This window comes from Devosia sp. T2-14 (genome assembly GCF_055397495.1).
In genome coordinates, this window is the sequence record NZ_AP027921.1 from 2,768,592 (window position 1) to 2,785,150 (window position 16,559).

Here is a 16,559-nt window from a genome sequence, read left to right on the forward strand (position 1 = left end):
GGCCCCGGCAAAAGCCGGGGCCGCCTCTTTCGATGACACCAAGCGCGCGAGCCCACTTTCGCCTCCGGCGGAAGGCCATGCGGCGCGCCTAGAGAGATCGAGACATGACCCAGCCGACCGCCCAGACACCCGCCGCGGCCGACGAGCGCCTCGCCCATCGTTCGCGCCTTCGCACCATGCTCATGCGGCCCGAATTGGGCGCCATGGCAGGCACCATCCTCGTCTTCTGCTACTTCTTCATCGTCGCCGGCTCCACGGGCATGTTCGCTCCGGACGGCATCATGAACTGGGGCGTGGTTTCCGCCCAGTTCGCCATTATCGCCGTGGGCGCCTGCCTGCTGATGATCGCGGGCGAGTTCGATCTGTCCGTCGGTTCGATGATCGGCTTTGCCGGCATCGTCATCGCGGTGCTCAGTGTGCAGTTGGGCTGGCCGATGTGGGCCGCCATCATCACCGCTTTCCTCGTCGCCATGCTGATTGGCGCCGCCAATGGCTATCTGGTCATCAAGACCGGCCTGCCGTCTTTCATCGTCACGCTGGCCTCGCTCTACATCCTGCGCGGCCTGACCATCTATGTGGCCATCACCACCACGCGCCAGACCATCATTGGCGGCGTGCGCGAGGCGGCAGCAGGGGATTGGCTCGCGCCCATCTTCGGCGGCAAGGTGCTGGGCTTCTTCTTCTATTGGCTCGCCGATATGGGCTGGATTGCCACCTTCAAGGCCGGCAACCGCGCTGGCCAGCCGGTGGTCGATGGCATTCCCATGCTGATGGTCTGGGCCCTGGCGCTGATCATCTTTGCCCATGTCCTGCTGACCAAGACCCGCTTCGGCAACTGGATTTTCGCTTCGGGCGGCGACGCTCAGGCCGCGCGCTATGTCGGCGTGCCGGTCAATCGGGTCAAAATCCTGATGTTCGTCTTCTCGGCCTTCTGCGCCACGGTGTTTGCGACCGCTCAGGTCATGGAGTTCGGCTCCGCTGCGGCCGACCGCGGCCTGCTCAAGGAGTTCGAGGCCATCATCGCCGTGGTTATCGGCGGCGCGCTGCTCACCGGCGGCTATGGCTCCGTCATTGGGGCGGCGCTTGGTGCGCTGATCTTTGGCGTCGTGCAGCAGGGGCTATTCTTTGCCGGTGTCGAAAGCTCGCTGTTCCGCGTGTTCCTCGGCGTCATCCTGTTGCTGGCAGTGATCCTCAATACCTATATCCGCCGCCTGATCACCGGGGAGCGCTGAAATGACCGAACCGCTGATCGAACTCATCGACATCACCAAGAGCTTCGGGCCGGTCATTGCGCTCAATGGCGTCTCGGTGTCTGTGCTGCCGGGCGAATGCCATTGCCTGCTGGGCGACAATGGTGCGGGCAAATCCACCTTCATCAAAACCATGGCCGGGGTGCACAAGCCCAGTTCCGGGCAGATCCGGGTCAATGGCCAGGCGGTGATCTTCGCCAATCCACGCGACGCCATGAGCGCCGGCATCGCCACCGTCTATCAGGACCTAGCGATGATCCCGCTCATGTCGGTGACGCGCAATTTCTGGATGGGCCGCGAACCGCGCAAGCGCTGGGGACCCTTCCAGTTCTTCGATGAAGAAATGGCCACGCGCGTCACCATGGAAGAAATGCGCCGCATGGGCATCAACCTGCGCGAGCCCGGCCAAGCCGTGGGCACGCTGTCTGGCGGCGAGCGCCAGACCGTCGCGATCGCCCGGGCCGTCTATTTCGGCGCCAAGGTTCTCATCCTCGATGAGCCCACCTCGGCGCTGGGTGTGCGTCAGACTGCCAATGTGCTTGCCACGATTGATCGGGTGCGCAAGGCTGGCATTGGCATCGTATTCATCACGCACAACGTGCGTCATGCCATGGCAGTCGGCGACCGCTTCACTGTGCTCAACCGGGGCAAAACCCTGGGCACTGCAAAGCGGGGGGAAATCACCCCCGAGGCGCTGCAGGATATGATGGCCGGTGGCGCCGAAATGGCCGAACTCAGCGCGTCGCTGGGCGGCACGATCTGATATCTGAATGGAGACTATCGAATGACTGTTCGTTTCGGCCTGCTGGGTGCTGGCCGTATCGGTAAGGTTCACGCCAAGGCCGTATCCGCCAATCCCCTGGCCAAGCTCGTCGCAGTGGCCGATGCCTTCCCTGATGCCGCCAATGCCATCGCCGGCCAGTATGGCTGCGAAGTGCGCAGCATCGAGCAAATCCTGGCGTCGTCCGATATCGACGCCGTGGTGATCTGCACGCCCACCGACACCCATGCCGACCTGATCGAGCAGTTCTCGCGCGCGGGCAAGGCCATCTTCTGCGAAAAGCCGATCGATCTCGACGTCGAGCGAGTCAAGGCCTGCCTCAAGGTCGTGGACGCCGAAGGCGGCACGCTCATGGTCGGTTTCAACCGGCGCTTCGACCCCCATTTCCAGGCGGTAAAGAACGTCATCGACAAGGGCGAGATCGGCACCGTCGAAATGGTCACCATCATCTCGCGCGATCCCGGCGCGCCCCCGGCGGAATATGTCAAACGCTCCGGCGGCATCTTCCGCGACATGACTATCCACGATTTCGACATGGCCCGTTGGCTGCTGGGCGAAGAGATCGAGACCGTCTCCGCTCAGGCTTCGGTTCTGGTCGACAAGGCCATCGGCGAGGCAGGGGACTATGACAGCGCCTCGGTGATGCTCTCGACCGCGTCGGGCAAGCACGCCACCATCTCCAACTCGCGCCGCGCCACCTATGGCTATGACCAGCGCATCGAGGTTCACGGCTCCAAGGGCGCCGTTTCGGCCGAGAACCAGCGCCCCGTTTCCATCGAAGTCGCCAACGCCGCCGGCTACACCCGCCCGCCACTGCACGACTTCTTCATGACCCGCTACACCGAGGCTTATGCCCGCGAAATCAGTACCTTCATCGAGGCCGTTGAATCAAAATCTCCGGCCCAGCCCAGCGGCATAGATGGCCTGATTGCCCTCGCCATGGCCGACGCCGCCGTGAAATCGGTAAAAGAGGGCCGGGCCGTCAAACTCAGCGAAATCACCGGCATCCTGGCCGACAAGAGCGTGTTCCAGGGGCGCTAACGCCCCCAAAAGTCGCTCCCCACCATTGCTGCCCCCGGACTTGATCCGGGGGCCTCGCCCCGCACGACGCATGGGAACAGTGACCCGCGGATCAAGCCCGCGGGCAGCGCCGGTGCATGTGAAATGATCGCACCCCAACCGCGATCTGTCCCTCCCCCTCTTCAGGGGGAGGCTAGGTGGGGGCCTACTTCAATAGCCACTCATGCTCCGGCGCATTGTGGAACTTCCACACCCGCTTCGGCCCAGCCATCACGTTGAGATAGTAGAGATCATACCCCGCCGTCGTCGCCACCGGGTGGTACCCGCGCGGCACCAGCGTCACGTCGCCATCCTCGATCACCAGCGCCTCATCCAGGCTCCGGTCGTCCGTATAGACGCGCTGCATGGCAAAGCCCTGCGGCGGGTTGAGCCGGTGGAAATACGTCTCTTCCAGCTGGCTTTCGTGGGGCAGGTTGTCCTGGTCATGCTTGTGCGGCGGATAGGACGAGGTATTGCCCTGCGGCGTGATCACTTCCACCACCAGCAGCGCGTTCGCCGCGCCGTCGTCTTCCGGCATGATATTGTAGACGTGCCGCACATTGGCGCCCTTGCCGCGCGTGATACGCGGATGGGTCCCCGGCCGAATGACCTTGGCCGGGAATTCCCCACCACCCGGCGCGGCACACACAGCCAGCTCCAGATCGGTCGCCGCCACCACCAGCCAGGTCGAACCCGCCGGCACGTAAAGCGCCCACGGCGCGCCCTCGAACGGCGACATCCGTTCGCCCAGCTCACCAAAATCCTTGTCGTTGACGTTGAATCGGCCTTTGCCGCCCACCAGCACCAGGCACAGCTCCTGGCTGCCGGATTCGCCGCCCGCAGTCTGGCCGGCGCTCAGCTTGTGCAGGGCAAAACCCACATGTCCCCACCCGGCCGAAGCCGGGGTGATATCGTGAACCTTACCGGTCGTCCCCTTCGGGCGGACGCGCAGATTGGGATTGGTCGCCATCGCTCGGCTCCTCCTTGGGAAAGGCGTAGAAGAATGTGTAGACCGCATAGGCGAGGGCGGCGGTGACCAGCACGCTCCAGAACGTGTCCTTGGTCCAGATCCACTCCCAGGCGCACCACGCGGCGATAAATCCGGTTACGGCCGCGCGGCGCCACAGGGGGCGGAACCAGTTGATGTCGGTTTGTTTCAATCCAGTCCGCCTTTATGGAAAGCTATCGGGCTCAACGCCCTAGCATATCCCGCGCCAAAAAACTCACCCCTTGGGAAAGCCCTCGGTGGCCACGGTGTAGCCGGCGGCCGTCATGACGCGCATGAGCTCCTTGTAGCCGACCTGCGCCATGGTGAGCGGCGAATTGGCCTTCGGGTGCTGCTCGGCCTCGACGACGAACCACCCCTCATAGCCATAATCGGCAAACTTCTGCACGATCGCGCCGAAATCCAGCGATCCATCCCCCGGCACCGTGAAGGCCCCGAGCGCCACGGCATCGAGGAACGATTGCCGGCTGCGGTCGAGCTTGTTGATCACCTCCATCCGCACGTCCTTGACGTGAACATGGCTGATGCGGGCGTGGTGATTGTCGATGGCGCGCAACACGTCGCCTCCGGCAAAGGCCAGGTGCCCCGCATCGAACAGCAGCGGAATGCCCGCGCCCGAATGCTTCATGAAGGCGTCGAGCTCCGGCTCGGTCTCCACCACGGCGGCCATGTGGTGGTGATAGGCCAGCGGCATGCCCTGTTCGGCGCACCATTCGCCAAACGCGGTCATCTTGCGGGCATAGGCCGCCATTTCGTCGTCGCTGAGCCGGGGCTTGGTCGCCAGCGGCCTGGAGCGGTCGCCCTGAATGGAGCGGCCCACTTCGCCATAGACGATGCAGGGCGCGTCGACCGCCTTGAACAGCTCGATCATCGGCGCGATGCGGTCTTTATTGGCCGACATGTCTTCGTCGACCAGCGTGCCCGAGAACCACCCGCCGCACAGGGTCACGTCCGCCGCCCGCAGGATGGGCAGCATCACCTCGGGATCATCGGGAAAGCGCCGGCCCTTTTCCATGCCGGTAAATCCGGCCGAGCGCGATTGGCGCAGGCATTCTTCCAGCGACACGTCATCGCTGAGTTCCACCAGGTCGTCGTTCCACCACGCAATGGGGGACATGCCAAGTTTGGCTTTCAAGGTAGTGCTCCAAGTCTTGCCCACTGGGCTAATTCAATTCGCGGTGTCATTCCGGCGCAGGCCGGAATCCATGTCCGCATGTATCCCCTGCACAGCGTTTGCGGCGCTAGCCGGACTGGATTCCGGCCTGCGCCGGAATGACCCGGTGGATGGCAACCAGTTACCCCGCCCGCTGCGCTTTCAACGCCTGCACATAGGCTTCCCGCGCCGCGTTCACCTGCGGCCGATCGCTGACCTCGGGCACCGCGACATCCCACCAGTGGCCACCCGCATCCGTAGTGATCAGCGGATCGGTGTCGATCACGATCACCGTCGTGCGGTCGGTGGCTTCAGTTTCCTGCAGCGCGGATTCCAGCTCGGCGATGGATGCCACCTTGCGCGATACCGCGCCCATCGCGGCAGCGTGCGCGGCAAAATCGATTCCCGGCAGAGTGACATGGTGGGTGTCCTTCAACAGATTGTTGAAGTTGGCGCCCCCGGTGGCCATCTGCAGGCGGTTGATGCAGCCATAGCCGGCATTGTCGAGCAGCACGATGGTGAGCTTGGCCCCCAGCATGATCGAGCTGACGATTTCCGAATTCAGCATCATGTAGCTGCCATCGCCAACCATCACGACCACGTCGGCATCGGGGCGGGCGAGCTTGACGCCAAGGCCCCCGGCGATTTCGTAGCCCATGGTCGAAAAGCCATATTCCAGGTGGTAGCTGCCGGGGCCCTGCGCCTTCCACAGCTTGTGCAGTTCGCCCGGCAGGCCGCCGGCGGCGCAAACCAGCGTCGCATTCTCGCGGGCCCGCTGCACCGCGCCGATCACCTGCGCGTCCGATGGCAGTTCGGCATTGGTGCTGGCCGTGGCCGTGTCGGCATCCATCAGCCAGTCGTCCTTGCCCGCCTTGGCCTGTTCGGTCCAGCTGGCGTCGGCTTCCCATCCGGCCAGCGCGGCGTTGAGCGCCTCAAGGCCCGCCCGCGCATCGGCAACCAGGGGCAGGGCGCGGTGCTTGTGGGCGTCGAAGGGCTGCACGTTGAGCCCGACGATCTTGAGGTTGTCGTTCTTGAACAGCGCCCACGAGCCGGTGGTGAAATCCTGCAGGCGCGTGCCGACGGCAAGCACCAGGTCGGCCTTTTCAGCCAGCGCGTTTGAGGCCGACGTACCGGTAACGCCAACCGAACCCATATTGAGCGGGTGGTCATGCGGCAGGCTCGATTTGCCCGCCTGCGTTTCCAGCACCGGCACGCCATAGCGCTCGGCAAAGCGGCGCAGGGCCTCGGTGGCGCCCGAATAGAGCACGCCGCCACCCGAGATGATCACCGGCTTCTCTGCCTGCAGCAGCGCCGCAGCGGCCGTGGCAAATTCGTCGGCATCGGGCATGATGCGGCGGATGTTCCAGATATTCTCGTCAAAGAAGCTCTCGGGATAGTCATAGGCCTCGGCCTGCACGTCCTGGCACAGGCTCAGTGTCACCGGACCGCATTCGGCAGGGTCGGTCAAAACCTGCATGGCGCGGCGCAGCGCCGGGATGATCTGTTCGGGGCGGGTGATGCGGTCGAAATAGCGGCTTACCGGCTTGAAGCAGTCATTGGCCGAAACGGTGCCATCGCCGAAGTCCTCAACCTGCTGCAACACCGGGTCGGGCAGGCGGTTGGCGAAGACGTCGCCGGGCAGCAGCAGCACCGGCAGGCGATTGACATGAGCGAGGGCGGCCGACGTCACCATGTTGAGCGCGCCGGGGCCAATCGAGGTGGTGCAGGCCATGAAGCGGCGGCGGAAGCTGGCCTTGGCATAGGCTACGGCGGCATTGGCCATGCCCTGCTCGTTCTGGGCGCGATAGGTCGGCAGCGTATCCCGCACGCCATAGAGCGCCTCGCCGATGCCGGCCACGTTCCCGTGCCCGAAAATGGCAAACACGCCGCCAAAGATCCCAACGATCTCGCCGTCGATCTCCGTCTTCTGCATCGTCAGAAAACGCGCCACGGCCTGGGCCATTGTCAGTCGGATAGTCTTCTGGCTCATGGCCGTTCCTCAAATCTCAAACGGGGAGGGCGGTCTATGCCGCCGCGCTCTTGTCGAGCTTCTCCCAGATATCAACCAATGCGCCAAAGCGGCTCGCCATGTCGGCGACTGCATCATTGTCGCTCATCGTACCGGCCAGCCAGCGTTTTGCCGACTCGGCAAAAATGGTGCGGCCAACTGCAAAGCCCCTCACGCTGCGCGCAGTGCGGGCGGCGGCAAAGCCAGCTTCGAGAACTTCGTGCGATGCTTCAAGGCCCAGCAGCACGACACCCCGGCAGAATGGGTCACGCGCCTCGATTGTCCTGTCGATGGCCGCCCAGGCGGCCGGGCTGGCCTGCGGTTCGAGCTTCCACCAGTCCGGCTTGATCCCGGCGTCATAAACCTCGTTCAGGGCGCGGCTCACCGTGTCGTCGCGAAGCGGGCCATGCTTGCTGGAAATGATTTCGATCAGCAGTTCGCGACCAACCTTGCGGGCGGCATCATAGGTCGCGCGCAGCTTGTCCATCTGCTCGCGCTTCAACTCGGCCGGATCGTCCGGGTGATAGAAGCACAGCACCTTGATGCAGTGGTCGACCGGCCAATCGACAAGGCGCGAGCCAAGGTCCTGGCTGAACTCGAACCGCAGCGGGCGCGAGCCCGGCAGTTCCACCGGCTTGGCGATCCACAGGTCGCTCACGCCACCGGCGGCATAGAGCGCGTCGCGGCCATATTTGTCGTCGATCAGCATGCCAAAGCCCGGGCGCCCCTTGGCAACCTGCACGGCAGCCTTCACGGCCAGCGCCTTGAATGCGGGGATGCGCGCCAGAATCTGCGGATCGCCATTGGCGAGATCCTCAAGCTGGCTGCGATGGTCGATGGCCAGCGCCTTGAGGCTTGGCCACTCGCCGCGGCGGGTGGTTGCCCAATGCACGTGGTTGATGGCGGCGTCCTTGCGCAGGGCGCGCTCCTCGCTGCCGTTTTCGAGGAAATAGGTCAGCTCGGTCCAGGTCGGGATTTCAGGCGCGCAGAGCAGCCGCGATACCGCAAAGGCGCCGCAGGCATTGGCCCAGGTGGCGCTGGTGGCATGGGGCTCGCCCCGCAGCCAGCCGCGCAGGAAGCCGCTCATGAACGCGTCGCCGGCGCCCAGCACGTTATAGACCTCGATGGGAAAGCCCTTGCCGACGATGCCGTCTTCCAGATCGTCGGGAATGGCACCGTCATAGACGATGCAGCCCATGGGCCCGCGCTTCAAGACGATGGTTCCGGAGGACAGGGACCGGATCGTCTTGAGCGCGGTTAGCAGGTCGGACTGGCCGGAGGCGATCAGCACCTCTTCCTCGGTCCCGACAATCAGGTCGCAATCGGCCAGCACGGTTTTCATGTGTGCCGACACCTTGTCCGAGGCGATGTAGCGGCTGTCACCCGCATCATGCCCGGCGAGGCCCCACAGGTTGGGGCGATAATCGATATCGAGAATGATCTTGGCCCCGTTCGCCTTGGCAATGCGCATCGCCTTGCGCTGCGCCGCATCGGTATGGGGCTTGGAAAAGTGGGTGCCGGTAACCAGCACCGAACGCGACGAGCAGATGAACGTCTCGTCGATATCGCCTTCGTTGAGGGCGTTGTCGGCGCAGTTGTCGCGATAGAAAATCAGCGGAAACGAATGCTCGTTCTCGACCGACAGCAGCACCAGCGCCGTCAGGCGCTCGGGGTCGGTCACGATACCGGCGGTCTCCACCCCTTCGCGGTTCAGCTGCTCGCGGATGAAGCGGCCCATCTGCTCATTGCCGACACGGGTAACCAGCGCCGATTTCAGCCCGAGCCGGGCAGTGCCCACCGCAATATTGGTCGGGCAGCCGCCCACCGACTTGGCAAAACTGCCAACGTCCTCAAGGCGCGTGCCGATCTGCTGGCCATAAAGGTCCACCGAGGCGCGGCCAATGGTGATGACGTCGAGGGTTTTCTTCCCGTCATCGGGGTGCGCGTTGCTCACGGCGATCCTCCCATGCGGCCAGTGGCCGATTCAGTCAGCAAACATCCAGAAATCTGCAAGAAAACCGCAAGAAATCTGCCAGCATGCTGGCAGCAATCCGGCAGATTTCTTCCAGCATGCTGGATGACTGATATGAAACATGGGTTCCGGTCGTTCGTCAATCTGGAACGTCCGTTCCACAACCGGAATTTGTTAGCCGCGACGGCGCTTTTCGGCGATCGAGACCGTCAAGGCCATGGCAAAGGCCATGCTGGCCGAGAGAGAGCGGAAACCGGCATGGTCGGCTTCGACCACTTCGAACCACTCCTGCGAGCACTCCGCCAGCGGCGAAAAGGCCGAATCTGTCAGCGAAACCACGGGGACGCCGCGCTGCGCCATGGCGCGCGCCTGTGCTGCACTTTCCGACGCATAGGGCGAAAAGCTGATGGCGAAAGCGGCGTCCTTGGGCGTGCCCATCGCCAGCAGGTCGTCGTCAATGCCGGCCGAGGTACCCACCAATTGGCACTTCACCCGCAGCTTGCCGAAGGCATAGGCCATGTAGCTGCTGATGGGGTAGGAGCGGCGCTTGGCGATCAGGTAGATCGTCTCGGCGCGCGCCAGGATGGTCACTGCGCGCTCGAACGCATCGGGGTCGACGGCCGCCGTGACGGCATCGAGCGAGCGATGCGCTGCTGAGACGAAGCCATTGAAAATAGTGGTGCTTTCCGCGAGGGCGGCGCCATTCTGCTCCAGTGTGCGCAGGCGCTCTTCATAGGAAGACGTGCGTTCGCGCAGGCGGGCGCGGAACAGCAGTTGCAGGCCCGAGAAGCCGTCGAAACCGAAGTGCTGAGCGAAGCGCACCAGCGTCGAGGGCTGTACATCGGCCGAGATGGCGATGCTGGCAGCCGTGCCGAAGGCGATGTCGTCGGGATGGTCCAGCGCATAGGCCGCCACCTGCGTCAGCCGCTTGGGCAGTTCCGACTTCCGTTCGAGGATAGCGGCCCGGAGGGAGTCGAAATCCTGCGGCGGCAGATTGTTGGCGGTAGCGTCGGACATGGCAAACTCTCGATGATCCCCCATAATCTCCAAATCCGCCCCGCCGATCAAGCGCTGATAGAAAGTCCATTCCGAAAATAGAACGGATGTATTATCCATACCGCAGCTTGAGGAGGCACCAATGACAAAACGCCTAGGAGTTGGACTAATCGGCACCGGCTACATGGGCAAGTGCCACGCGCTGGCCTGGATTGGGGTGCGGGCGGTTTTCGGGGAGGGGCCGAAACCGGAACTGGTTCATTTGGCGGAGGTAACCGGGGAAGTGGCCCGGCGCAAGGCTGATGAATTCGGATTCGCCAAGGCAACCGGCGACTGGCGTGAGTTGATCGCCGACCCTGCTGTAGATGTCGTGTCGGTGACTACCCCCAACGCCTTTCATGCCGAAATGGCGATAGCGGCGCTGGAAGCGGGCAAGCATGTGTGGTGCGAAAAGCCGATGGCGGTCGCGCTTGGTGACGCCGAGCGCATGGCAAAAGCGGCGCGGGCCTCGGGGAAGGTCACGGCACTGGGATACAACTATATCCAGAACCCGCTGGTGCGGCAGATCGAGACCATCATCAACGATGGCACTATCGGGGTCGTGAACCACGTTCGCATCGAAATGGACGAAGACTTCATGGCCGACCCGGAGGCGCTTTTCTACTGGAAGAGCGAGGCGAGCTCGGGCTACGGCGCGCTGGACGATTTTGGTGTGCACCCGCTCAGCCTGCTGCATGTCCTGTTCGGAACGCCCACCAGGGTCTTTGCCCATCTCAGCAAGCCCTATGCCGAACGCCCGACCAGGGAGGGCACGCGGCGTCCGGTCGAGACCTTTGATACGGCCAGCGTGCTGTTTGAACTGGGGCAGGGGATCAGCGGGGTCCTCTCCGCCAACCGTTCGGCCTGGGGCCGCAAGGGTCGGATCGCGCTACAGATTTTCGGCAGCAAGGGCACGGTGGTCTACGACCAGGAGCGCATGAACGAGTTGCAGCTCTATGTCACCAGCGACCGGCCAACCGAACAGGGTTTCCGAACCATCCTGGCCGCGCCGCAACATGCGCCCTATGACCGGTTTATTCCGGCGCCCGGCCATGGGCTGGGTTTCAACGACCTCAAGATCATCGAGTGCCACGAACTGCTACGGGCTATCGGCGGCGAAAAGGCCCGCATTGTTGATTTCGACGCGGGCCTTGGGATTGAGCGGGCGGTACATGCCATGGCCCGGAGCCACCGGGAAGAAAGGTGGGTGGAAGTGGGCTGACGCCCGACTTCCACCGCGTCGTTCCCGTTGTGTGCGGTCCTTAGGCGAGGCTCAGATTGCCGCGCTTGTTTGACTCGATCCAGAACAGGAAAGTCGAGGCACCGATGATCAGCAAGGTGCCAGGCCAGAACAGCACACCGGGGACCTGCCCCAGGAAGAGCCAGCCCATCAGCCCGCCCAGCGCTACCTTGAGGTCGCCGAAGGGCTGCAGGTAGGTCGCATCGGCCACCTTGTACGCGATGCTTAGCAAATACTGCGCCGCGGCGGTCAAGGCGCCGAGCAACAGCAGCAACCAGAGCGCATTGCCGGTGGGCAGTGCGAACGGGAAGCCGGAGGCGAGGCCAGACGGCATGATCGACGGAGCAAACCAGCCCATGGCGTTGACCGCTAGCAGAACCAGCAGATGGTTGGGGGTCATCAGGACCAGCAGCGAGATGGTCAGGGTTTCTGGCGAGTCATGGCGGGACAGATATTTGGTCAGAACGTCTGTAGTGGCCCAGAGCGCTGCTGCAGCAATGGGCACCAGCGTTGCCGGGCTAAGTCCCTCGGCGCCGACGCCGGAAATGATGATGGCGCCTACAAAGCCCGCCAGAGCGGCAATCAAACGGGCGGTGGTGGCGCGTTCACCCAGAAAGACCGTTGAGCCGAGAATGATGAAGAGCGGGCCGGTGGCGAGCAGGGTCACCATCTGCCAGATCGGCACGCCGGCGGCGAAGCCATAGACAAAGACGTGTACGCCGATCGCTGACGCGAGGGCGCGGATTTCATGAGCCAGCTTGTGATTGGTGCGCAGATTGCTGACGCCGATACGCAGGATCAGCGGCAGGGCCAGTACCGATGCAATGAGGTACTGCCAGAAGGCCATGCCCGTCGAGCTCATGCCGAAGCCGCCATACTCGACCGGGGTCGGCAGCACCGATTGCAGCACATTGGAGCCTGCAAAAGCGAAGGCCGCCGTGACCATGAGGATCGCGCCGGTGGTGGCGCCATTTTGGGTAGAGGAAACCTGGTTCATCTGAAGTCCTTTCCGTAACCAGTTTCCTCAGGGTTACGGGAAGTCTCGCCGGCAGCCGGCCGCACAAACGGATGTGCAGACGCGGGCAAGCCAGCGTTGGTCCCGTTCTCTTTCATCCGGACTATACCGTCGGCTCCGGAGTTACACCGGATCTGCTGACCCCAGGGACCGAAGTCCGAAGGCGCTCGCGGGCTTGGCGTCGCCGCCTTTACCGCCGGTGGGGAATTGCACCCCGCCCTGAGAACATGCGGAACGTTTTCGTTCCACGGCCGGAACATAGGGCAGGGGCCCCAAGCGGACAAGTGGATACAATTTGGTAACTATGCCGAATTGGCGAACGGTCGCAGAAAATTGTTCACGAAGGCGCTGGGTGACGGAGAGCGCGCTGGGCGCTGGATGCTGAGGATGGATGGGGACATGGATCCCGGCCTTCGCCGGGATGACCTACTGGGGGTGGTACGTCTGCGGCCGAGCCCGAAGCATCAGCTCGCTGCGAGTGAGCCACCCCCACCCTTGATCCCTCCCCACAAGGGGGAGGGAGACGACTGAGGGTGAGGCGCTATTGTTACCACACGCTCGGTGTCATCCCGGCCTTTGAGCCGGGATCCACCCTGAGATGGCCGGGTAGTGAAGACCTTGCGGCGGGGGAGAGATCTCGAGATGGGCCCCGGGTCGAGCCCGGGGTGACGCGGTGGGTGGGTGAGGGGGCGCCCCAAGGCGATTCTCCGGGAGGCAGTGGGTGGGCAGCCCGTGCCGCCCACTGTTTCCGTTAACCGTTGTCGAGCCAGCTGACCTGCTCGGGCGTCAGCTTGATTTCGAAGGCCTTGAGGCTGTCGTCGAGCTCGCCGAGGGTTCGGGGGCCGATCAGGGGGATCGAGGGGAAGGGCTGGGTGAGCACGAAGGCGAGTGCGACGTGGATCGGGCTATGGCCGAGCTTGTTGGCCAGTTCGATGGCGCGATCACGACGGGCAAAGTTCTTGTCGTTGTACCAGCAGCGGACCAGTTCCTCGTTGTCGAGCTTGTCGCGGCCGGCGCGGTCGGTGAAGAAGCCACGGCCCTGGCTCGACCAGGAGAAGTTGGTGACCTGACGGTCTTTCAGCCACGCCTTCCAGTCGTCAGTGGACGAGGTAACGCAGCCATCCCAGATCGGCACCAGCATTTCGCTGAGTGCGAAGTTGTTGGAGAGGGCCATAGGCTTGGTCTTTCCGGTGCGCTCGGCATAGGCGGTGGCCTCGTCGAAACGCTCCTTGGTCCAGTTCGAACCGCCGAACGGTCCGCGAATGCGGCCCTTCTTCACCTCGGCATCCATCGCGTCGACGAACTCGCCGACTGGGACATCGAGGTTGTCGCGGTGCATGAAGTAGACGTCGACATAGTCGGTCTGCAGGCGATCCAGCGACTGGGTGAGCTGCTTGCCGATGACGTCGGGGTAGCAGAGGGGGCTGTGCGCGCCCTTGCCGATAAGCACGGAGCCCTCGCGGGTGCCGCGATTGCGGTGCCATTGGCCAAACAGGGTTTCGGTGTAGCCGGCCCCATAGACATAGGCGGTGTCGAAGACGTTGCCGCCCTTTTCCCAGAATGCATCGAGCAGGATGGAGCCCGAGGCGAAGGTGCGGAAATCCTCAAACCCGAGGGCGACGGCCGAAGCCTGCTTGCCAAGACCCGGAATGGAGCACTTGGGAATGACGCCGGTATTGGGGCCGAGCGGGCGATTGGCTAGTGTGTTGACGCGCTTGGCCGCGGTTTCGACCGAAAATGTGATACCGGCATCCTTGCGCCAGGCGTCGAGCACGCGGGCATTGCCCAGACTATCGGCCCAGGTCATGCCCGGTGCGCTCAGCTCCTGGCGCTTGGCCATGATGGCCTCGGAAGCGGCGTCGGCCTCGAACGAGTAGACGTGGCGGGTTTCGTTGACGCTGACGGTCTCGGTCTTGCCACCCTTGATGATGTCGATGCGGCCAAGCCCCTGAGTGCGATCGCCCCCGGCGAACCAGAAGTCAGGCACTTCGATGCGGCCTTCCGAGCCGTGAATGCGCAGGACGTTATCGAGATTGATCATGACGGCACAGGAGACCTGGGCGACGATGCCATTCTCGAAGGTGAGGACGGCGGCGGCCCAATCGTCGGTGCCTTCGGCATTGAGCTTGGCAGTGCCGGTAACTTTCACCGGATCGGCGAAGGGCTTGCCCATGGCCTGCCCGGCGATGAAGCGGGCCATCGACACCGGATAGCCGCCAACATCGAGAATGCCGCCTCCGGCCAGTTCGGAGGCGAACAGGCGGTGCTGGGGCTGGAACTTGCCCATCGAGAAGCCAAAGCTCGACTGGATCATGCGGACTTCGCCGATGACGCCGGAGCGGATCAGCTCTGCCAGTTTGGCGGCCTGAGGATGCAGGCGATACATGAAGGCCTCGCCCGCGAAGGTTCCGGCCCTGCGGTGGGCATGCAGCACGGCATCGATCTCGAAGGCGGAGAGGGCGAAGGGCTTTTCGACCAGCACATGCTTGCCGGCCTCGGCAGCCTTGATGGCCCACTCGGCATGGCCGGTATGGGGGACGGCAATATAGACGGCGTCGATTTCGGGATCGGCGAGCAGGGCGTCGTAGCCGTGAACGACGCGGACACCGGGGAAGTCGGTGGCCAGGTTCGGCTTGTTGGGGTCACGCGTCGCGATCGCCGCCAGCACGCCATGCTTGCTGTCCGCAAGGCCGCCCCGGAACGCCTTGGCGATGCTGCCGGGCCCGATAATTCCCCAGCGGATCTTTTGATCGGTCATAGTCTTGGTCCTTCGATATCCGCTTGAGTGGGCGGGCGATTTGAACTGTGCTTCAGACACACACCGGCCCTGCCCACGGAATGATCCGCAGGTCGGCTATGGCGCGGTGTGCGCGGCGATTGGCCCGCGGTTCAAGTCCGTGGGCGGCGTGGTGGTTGGGGAGGACCTGGCGGATCACCCCAGCCGGAATTTGTGGTGCTGGTCAGCGGATCCGCTGGCCGTTGGTGTCGAACAGGTAGGCCTTGGCGGCAGAGATCGAGACGGTGATGGTCTTGAGGTCGAGCTCCTGGCGGAACTCCTCTCGCTCGATCACCAGGGGTTCGCCGCCGCCGCTGGCGTAGACATAGCTGGTGGAGCCAAGGTGCTCGGCGACGTCGACATCGAGCGTGATGTCGGTGTCTCCCGCGCCGGGTGCACCGAAATGCTCGGCCCGGACGCCCAGGGTGACCTTCTCGCCGACCACACCGGCCGCGATGGGCAGGGTGATGCGGGCGTGGCCGTGATTGAGCAGCTCGACGGTGGCTGTGCCGGTGCCGCGCTCGGCGATTCGGCCGGACAGGAAGTTCATCTTGGGCGAGCCGATGAATCCGGCAACGAACTGGTTGGCCGGTTGGTCATAGAGATCGAGTGGGCTGCCGACCTGTTCGATGACGCCATCGCGCAGCACTACAATGATATCGGCCAGGGTCATGGCCTCCACCTGATCGTGGGTCACGTAGATGATGGTGGTCTGCAACTCCTTGTGCAGGCGCGCGATTTCGATGCGCATGTGCACGCGCAGCTCGGCATCGAGGTTCGACAGCGGTTCGTCGAACAGGAAGACTTCCGGGTTGCGCACGATGGCGCGGCCGATGGCGACGCGCTGACGCTGCCCGCCTGACAGTTGCTTGGGGAAGCGATCGAGCAGGGGTTCGAGCGCCAGGATGCGGGCGGCATCGTTGACCTGCTTGGCGATCTGGTCCTTGGCGATGCCGGCGAAGCGGAGCGCGAAGCCCATGTTCTCGCGCACCGTCATATGCGGATAGAGCGCATAGGTCTGGAACACCATGGCGATGCCGCGCTTGGACGGATCGACATCGTTCATGCGCTGGCCGCCGATTTCGAGATCACCGGCGGTGATGTTTTCGAGGCCCGCGATCATCCGCAGCAGGGTGGACTTGCCACAGCCCGATGGCCCGACAAAGACGACGAACTGCTTGCTCGGCACATCGAGGTCGACACCCTTGATCACCTCGTGGGACCCATAGGCCTTGCGCACGCCTCTAAGTTTTACGCTGCTCAT

The 16,559-nt window shown here is 63.7% G+C and carries 13 protein-coding genes and 1 riboswitch; of the genes, 4 read left to right on the top strand and 9 right to left on the bottom strand.

Annotated elements, in window-relative coordinates:
* Window positions 1-104: 104 nt before the first annotated feature.
* The 3 genes from ACZ5WT_RS13480 to iolG are packed head-to-tail and all read left to right on the top strand — an operon-like array spanning window position 105 to window position 3,072.
* The gene (locus ACZ5WT_RS13480; RefSeq protein ID WP_464284301.1) at window positions 105-1,232 is read left to right on the top strand and encodes an ABC transporter permease; all 1,128 of its coding nucleotides are present in this window, start codon (window positions 105-107) and stop codon (window positions 1,230-1,232) included.
* 1 nt (window position 1,233) lies between these two features.
* Window positions 1,234-2,013 carry an ATP-binding cassette domain-containing protein gene (locus ACZ5WT_RS13485; protein WP_464284302.1) on the top strand — a complete coding sequence of 260 codons (780 nt, stop codon included), beginning with the start codon at window positions 1,234-1,236 and terminating at the stop codon, window positions 2,011-2,013.
* Between the two features lie 21 nt (window positions 2,014-2,034).
* Window positions 2,035-3,072 carry an inositol 2-dehydrogenase gene (iolG, locus tag ACZ5WT_RS13490; RefSeq protein WP_464284303.1) on the top strand — a complete coding sequence of 346 codons (1,038 nt, stop codon included), beginning with the start codon at window positions 2,035-2,037 and terminating at the stop codon, window positions 3,070-3,072.
* A 184-nt stretch (window positions 3,073-3,256) separates the two neighbouring features.
* On the opposite strand, the gene iolB is transcribed toward iolG, so the two are convergent.
* The 6 genes from iolB to ACZ5WT_RS13520 all read right to left on the bottom strand — a co-directional run bounded on the left by iolB (window position 3,257) and on the right by ACZ5WT_RS13520 (window position 10,246).
* The gene (gene iolB / locus ACZ5WT_RS13495) at window positions 3,257-4,060 is read right to left on the bottom strand and encodes a 5-deoxy-glucuronate isomerase (RefSeq protein WP_464284304.1); all 804 of its coding nucleotides are present in this window, start codon (window positions 4,058-4,060) and stop codon (window positions 3,257-3,259) included.
* Window positions 4,011-4,250, bottom strand: coding sequence for a hypothetical protein (locus ACZ5WT_RS13500; protein ID WP_464284305.1), 240 nt, complete (start codon window positions 4,248-4,250; stop codon window positions 4,011-4,013). Before ACZ5WT_RS13500 ends, iolB begins: the two co-directional genes overlap by 50 nt.
* A gap of 63 nt (window positions 4,251-4,313) precedes the next feature.
* Complete coding sequence (gene iolE, locus ACZ5WT_RS13505) at window positions 4,314-5,231, bottom strand: myo-inosose-2 dehydratase (RefSeq protein ID WP_464284306.1); 918 nt, start codon at window positions 5,229-5,231, stop codon at window positions 4,314-4,316.
* Between the two features lie 160 nt (window positions 5,232-5,391).
* Window positions 5,392-7,239 (bottom strand): 3D-(3,5/4)-trihydroxycyclohexane-1,2-dione acylhydrolase (decyclizing), encoded by a 1,848-nt coding sequence (gene iolD, locus ACZ5WT_RS13510; protein ID WP_464284307.1) that lies wholly within the window; start codon window positions 7,237-7,239, stop codon window positions 5,392-5,394.
* Between the two features lie 34 nt (window positions 7,240-7,273).
* Entirely contained in the window at window positions 7,274-9,211 is a 1,938-nt protein-coding gene (locus ACZ5WT_RS13515; RefSeq protein ID WP_464284308.1) for a bifunctional 5-dehydro-2-deoxygluconokinase/5-dehydro-2-deoxyphosphogluconate aldolase, read from the bottom strand.
* A gap of 192 nt (window positions 9,212-9,403) precedes the next feature.
* Entirely contained in the window at window positions 9,404-10,246 is an 843-nt protein-coding gene (locus ACZ5WT_RS13520; protein ID WP_464284309.1) for a MurR/RpiR family transcriptional regulator, read from the bottom strand.
* 121 nt (window positions 10,247-10,367) lie between these two features.
* Here ACZ5WT_RS13520 and ACZ5WT_RS13525 point away from each other — a divergent pair, with 121 nt between their 5' ends.
* Window positions 10,368-11,486, top strand: a complete 1,119-nt coding sequence (locus ACZ5WT_RS13525) for a Gfo/Idh/MocA family protein (protein ID WP_464284310.1) — start codon at window positions 10,368-10,370, stop codon at window positions 11,484-11,486.
* Window positions 11,487-11,526: 40 nt separating this feature from the next.
* Here the strand turns inward: ACZ5WT_RS13525 and ACZ5WT_RS13530 are convergent, their stop codons facing one another.
* The 3 genes from ACZ5WT_RS13530 to ACZ5WT_RS13540 form a co-directional block, all read right to left on the bottom strand.
* Window positions 11,527-12,501, bottom strand: a complete 975-nt coding sequence (locus tag ACZ5WT_RS13530; RefSeq protein WP_464284311.1) for a DMT family transporter — start codon at window positions 12,499-12,501, stop codon at window positions 11,527-11,529.
* A 100-nt stretch (window positions 12,502-12,601) separates the two neighbouring features.
* A riboswitch (FMN riboswitch) is annotated at window positions 12,602-12,750 on the bottom strand.
* 520 nt (window positions 12,751-13,270) lie between these two features.
* Window positions 13,271-15,277: an aldo/keto reductase gene (locus ACZ5WT_RS13535; RefSeq protein WP_464284312.1), complete on the bottom strand. Its 2,007-nt coding sequence runs from the start codon at window positions 15,275-15,277 to the stop codon at window positions 13,271-13,273.
* 202 nt (window positions 15,278-15,479) lie between these two features.
* Complete coding sequence (locus ACZ5WT_RS13540) at window positions 15,480-16,559, bottom strand: ABC transporter ATP-binding protein (protein WP_464284313.1); 1,080 nt, start codon at window positions 16,557-16,559, stop codon at window positions 15,480-15,482.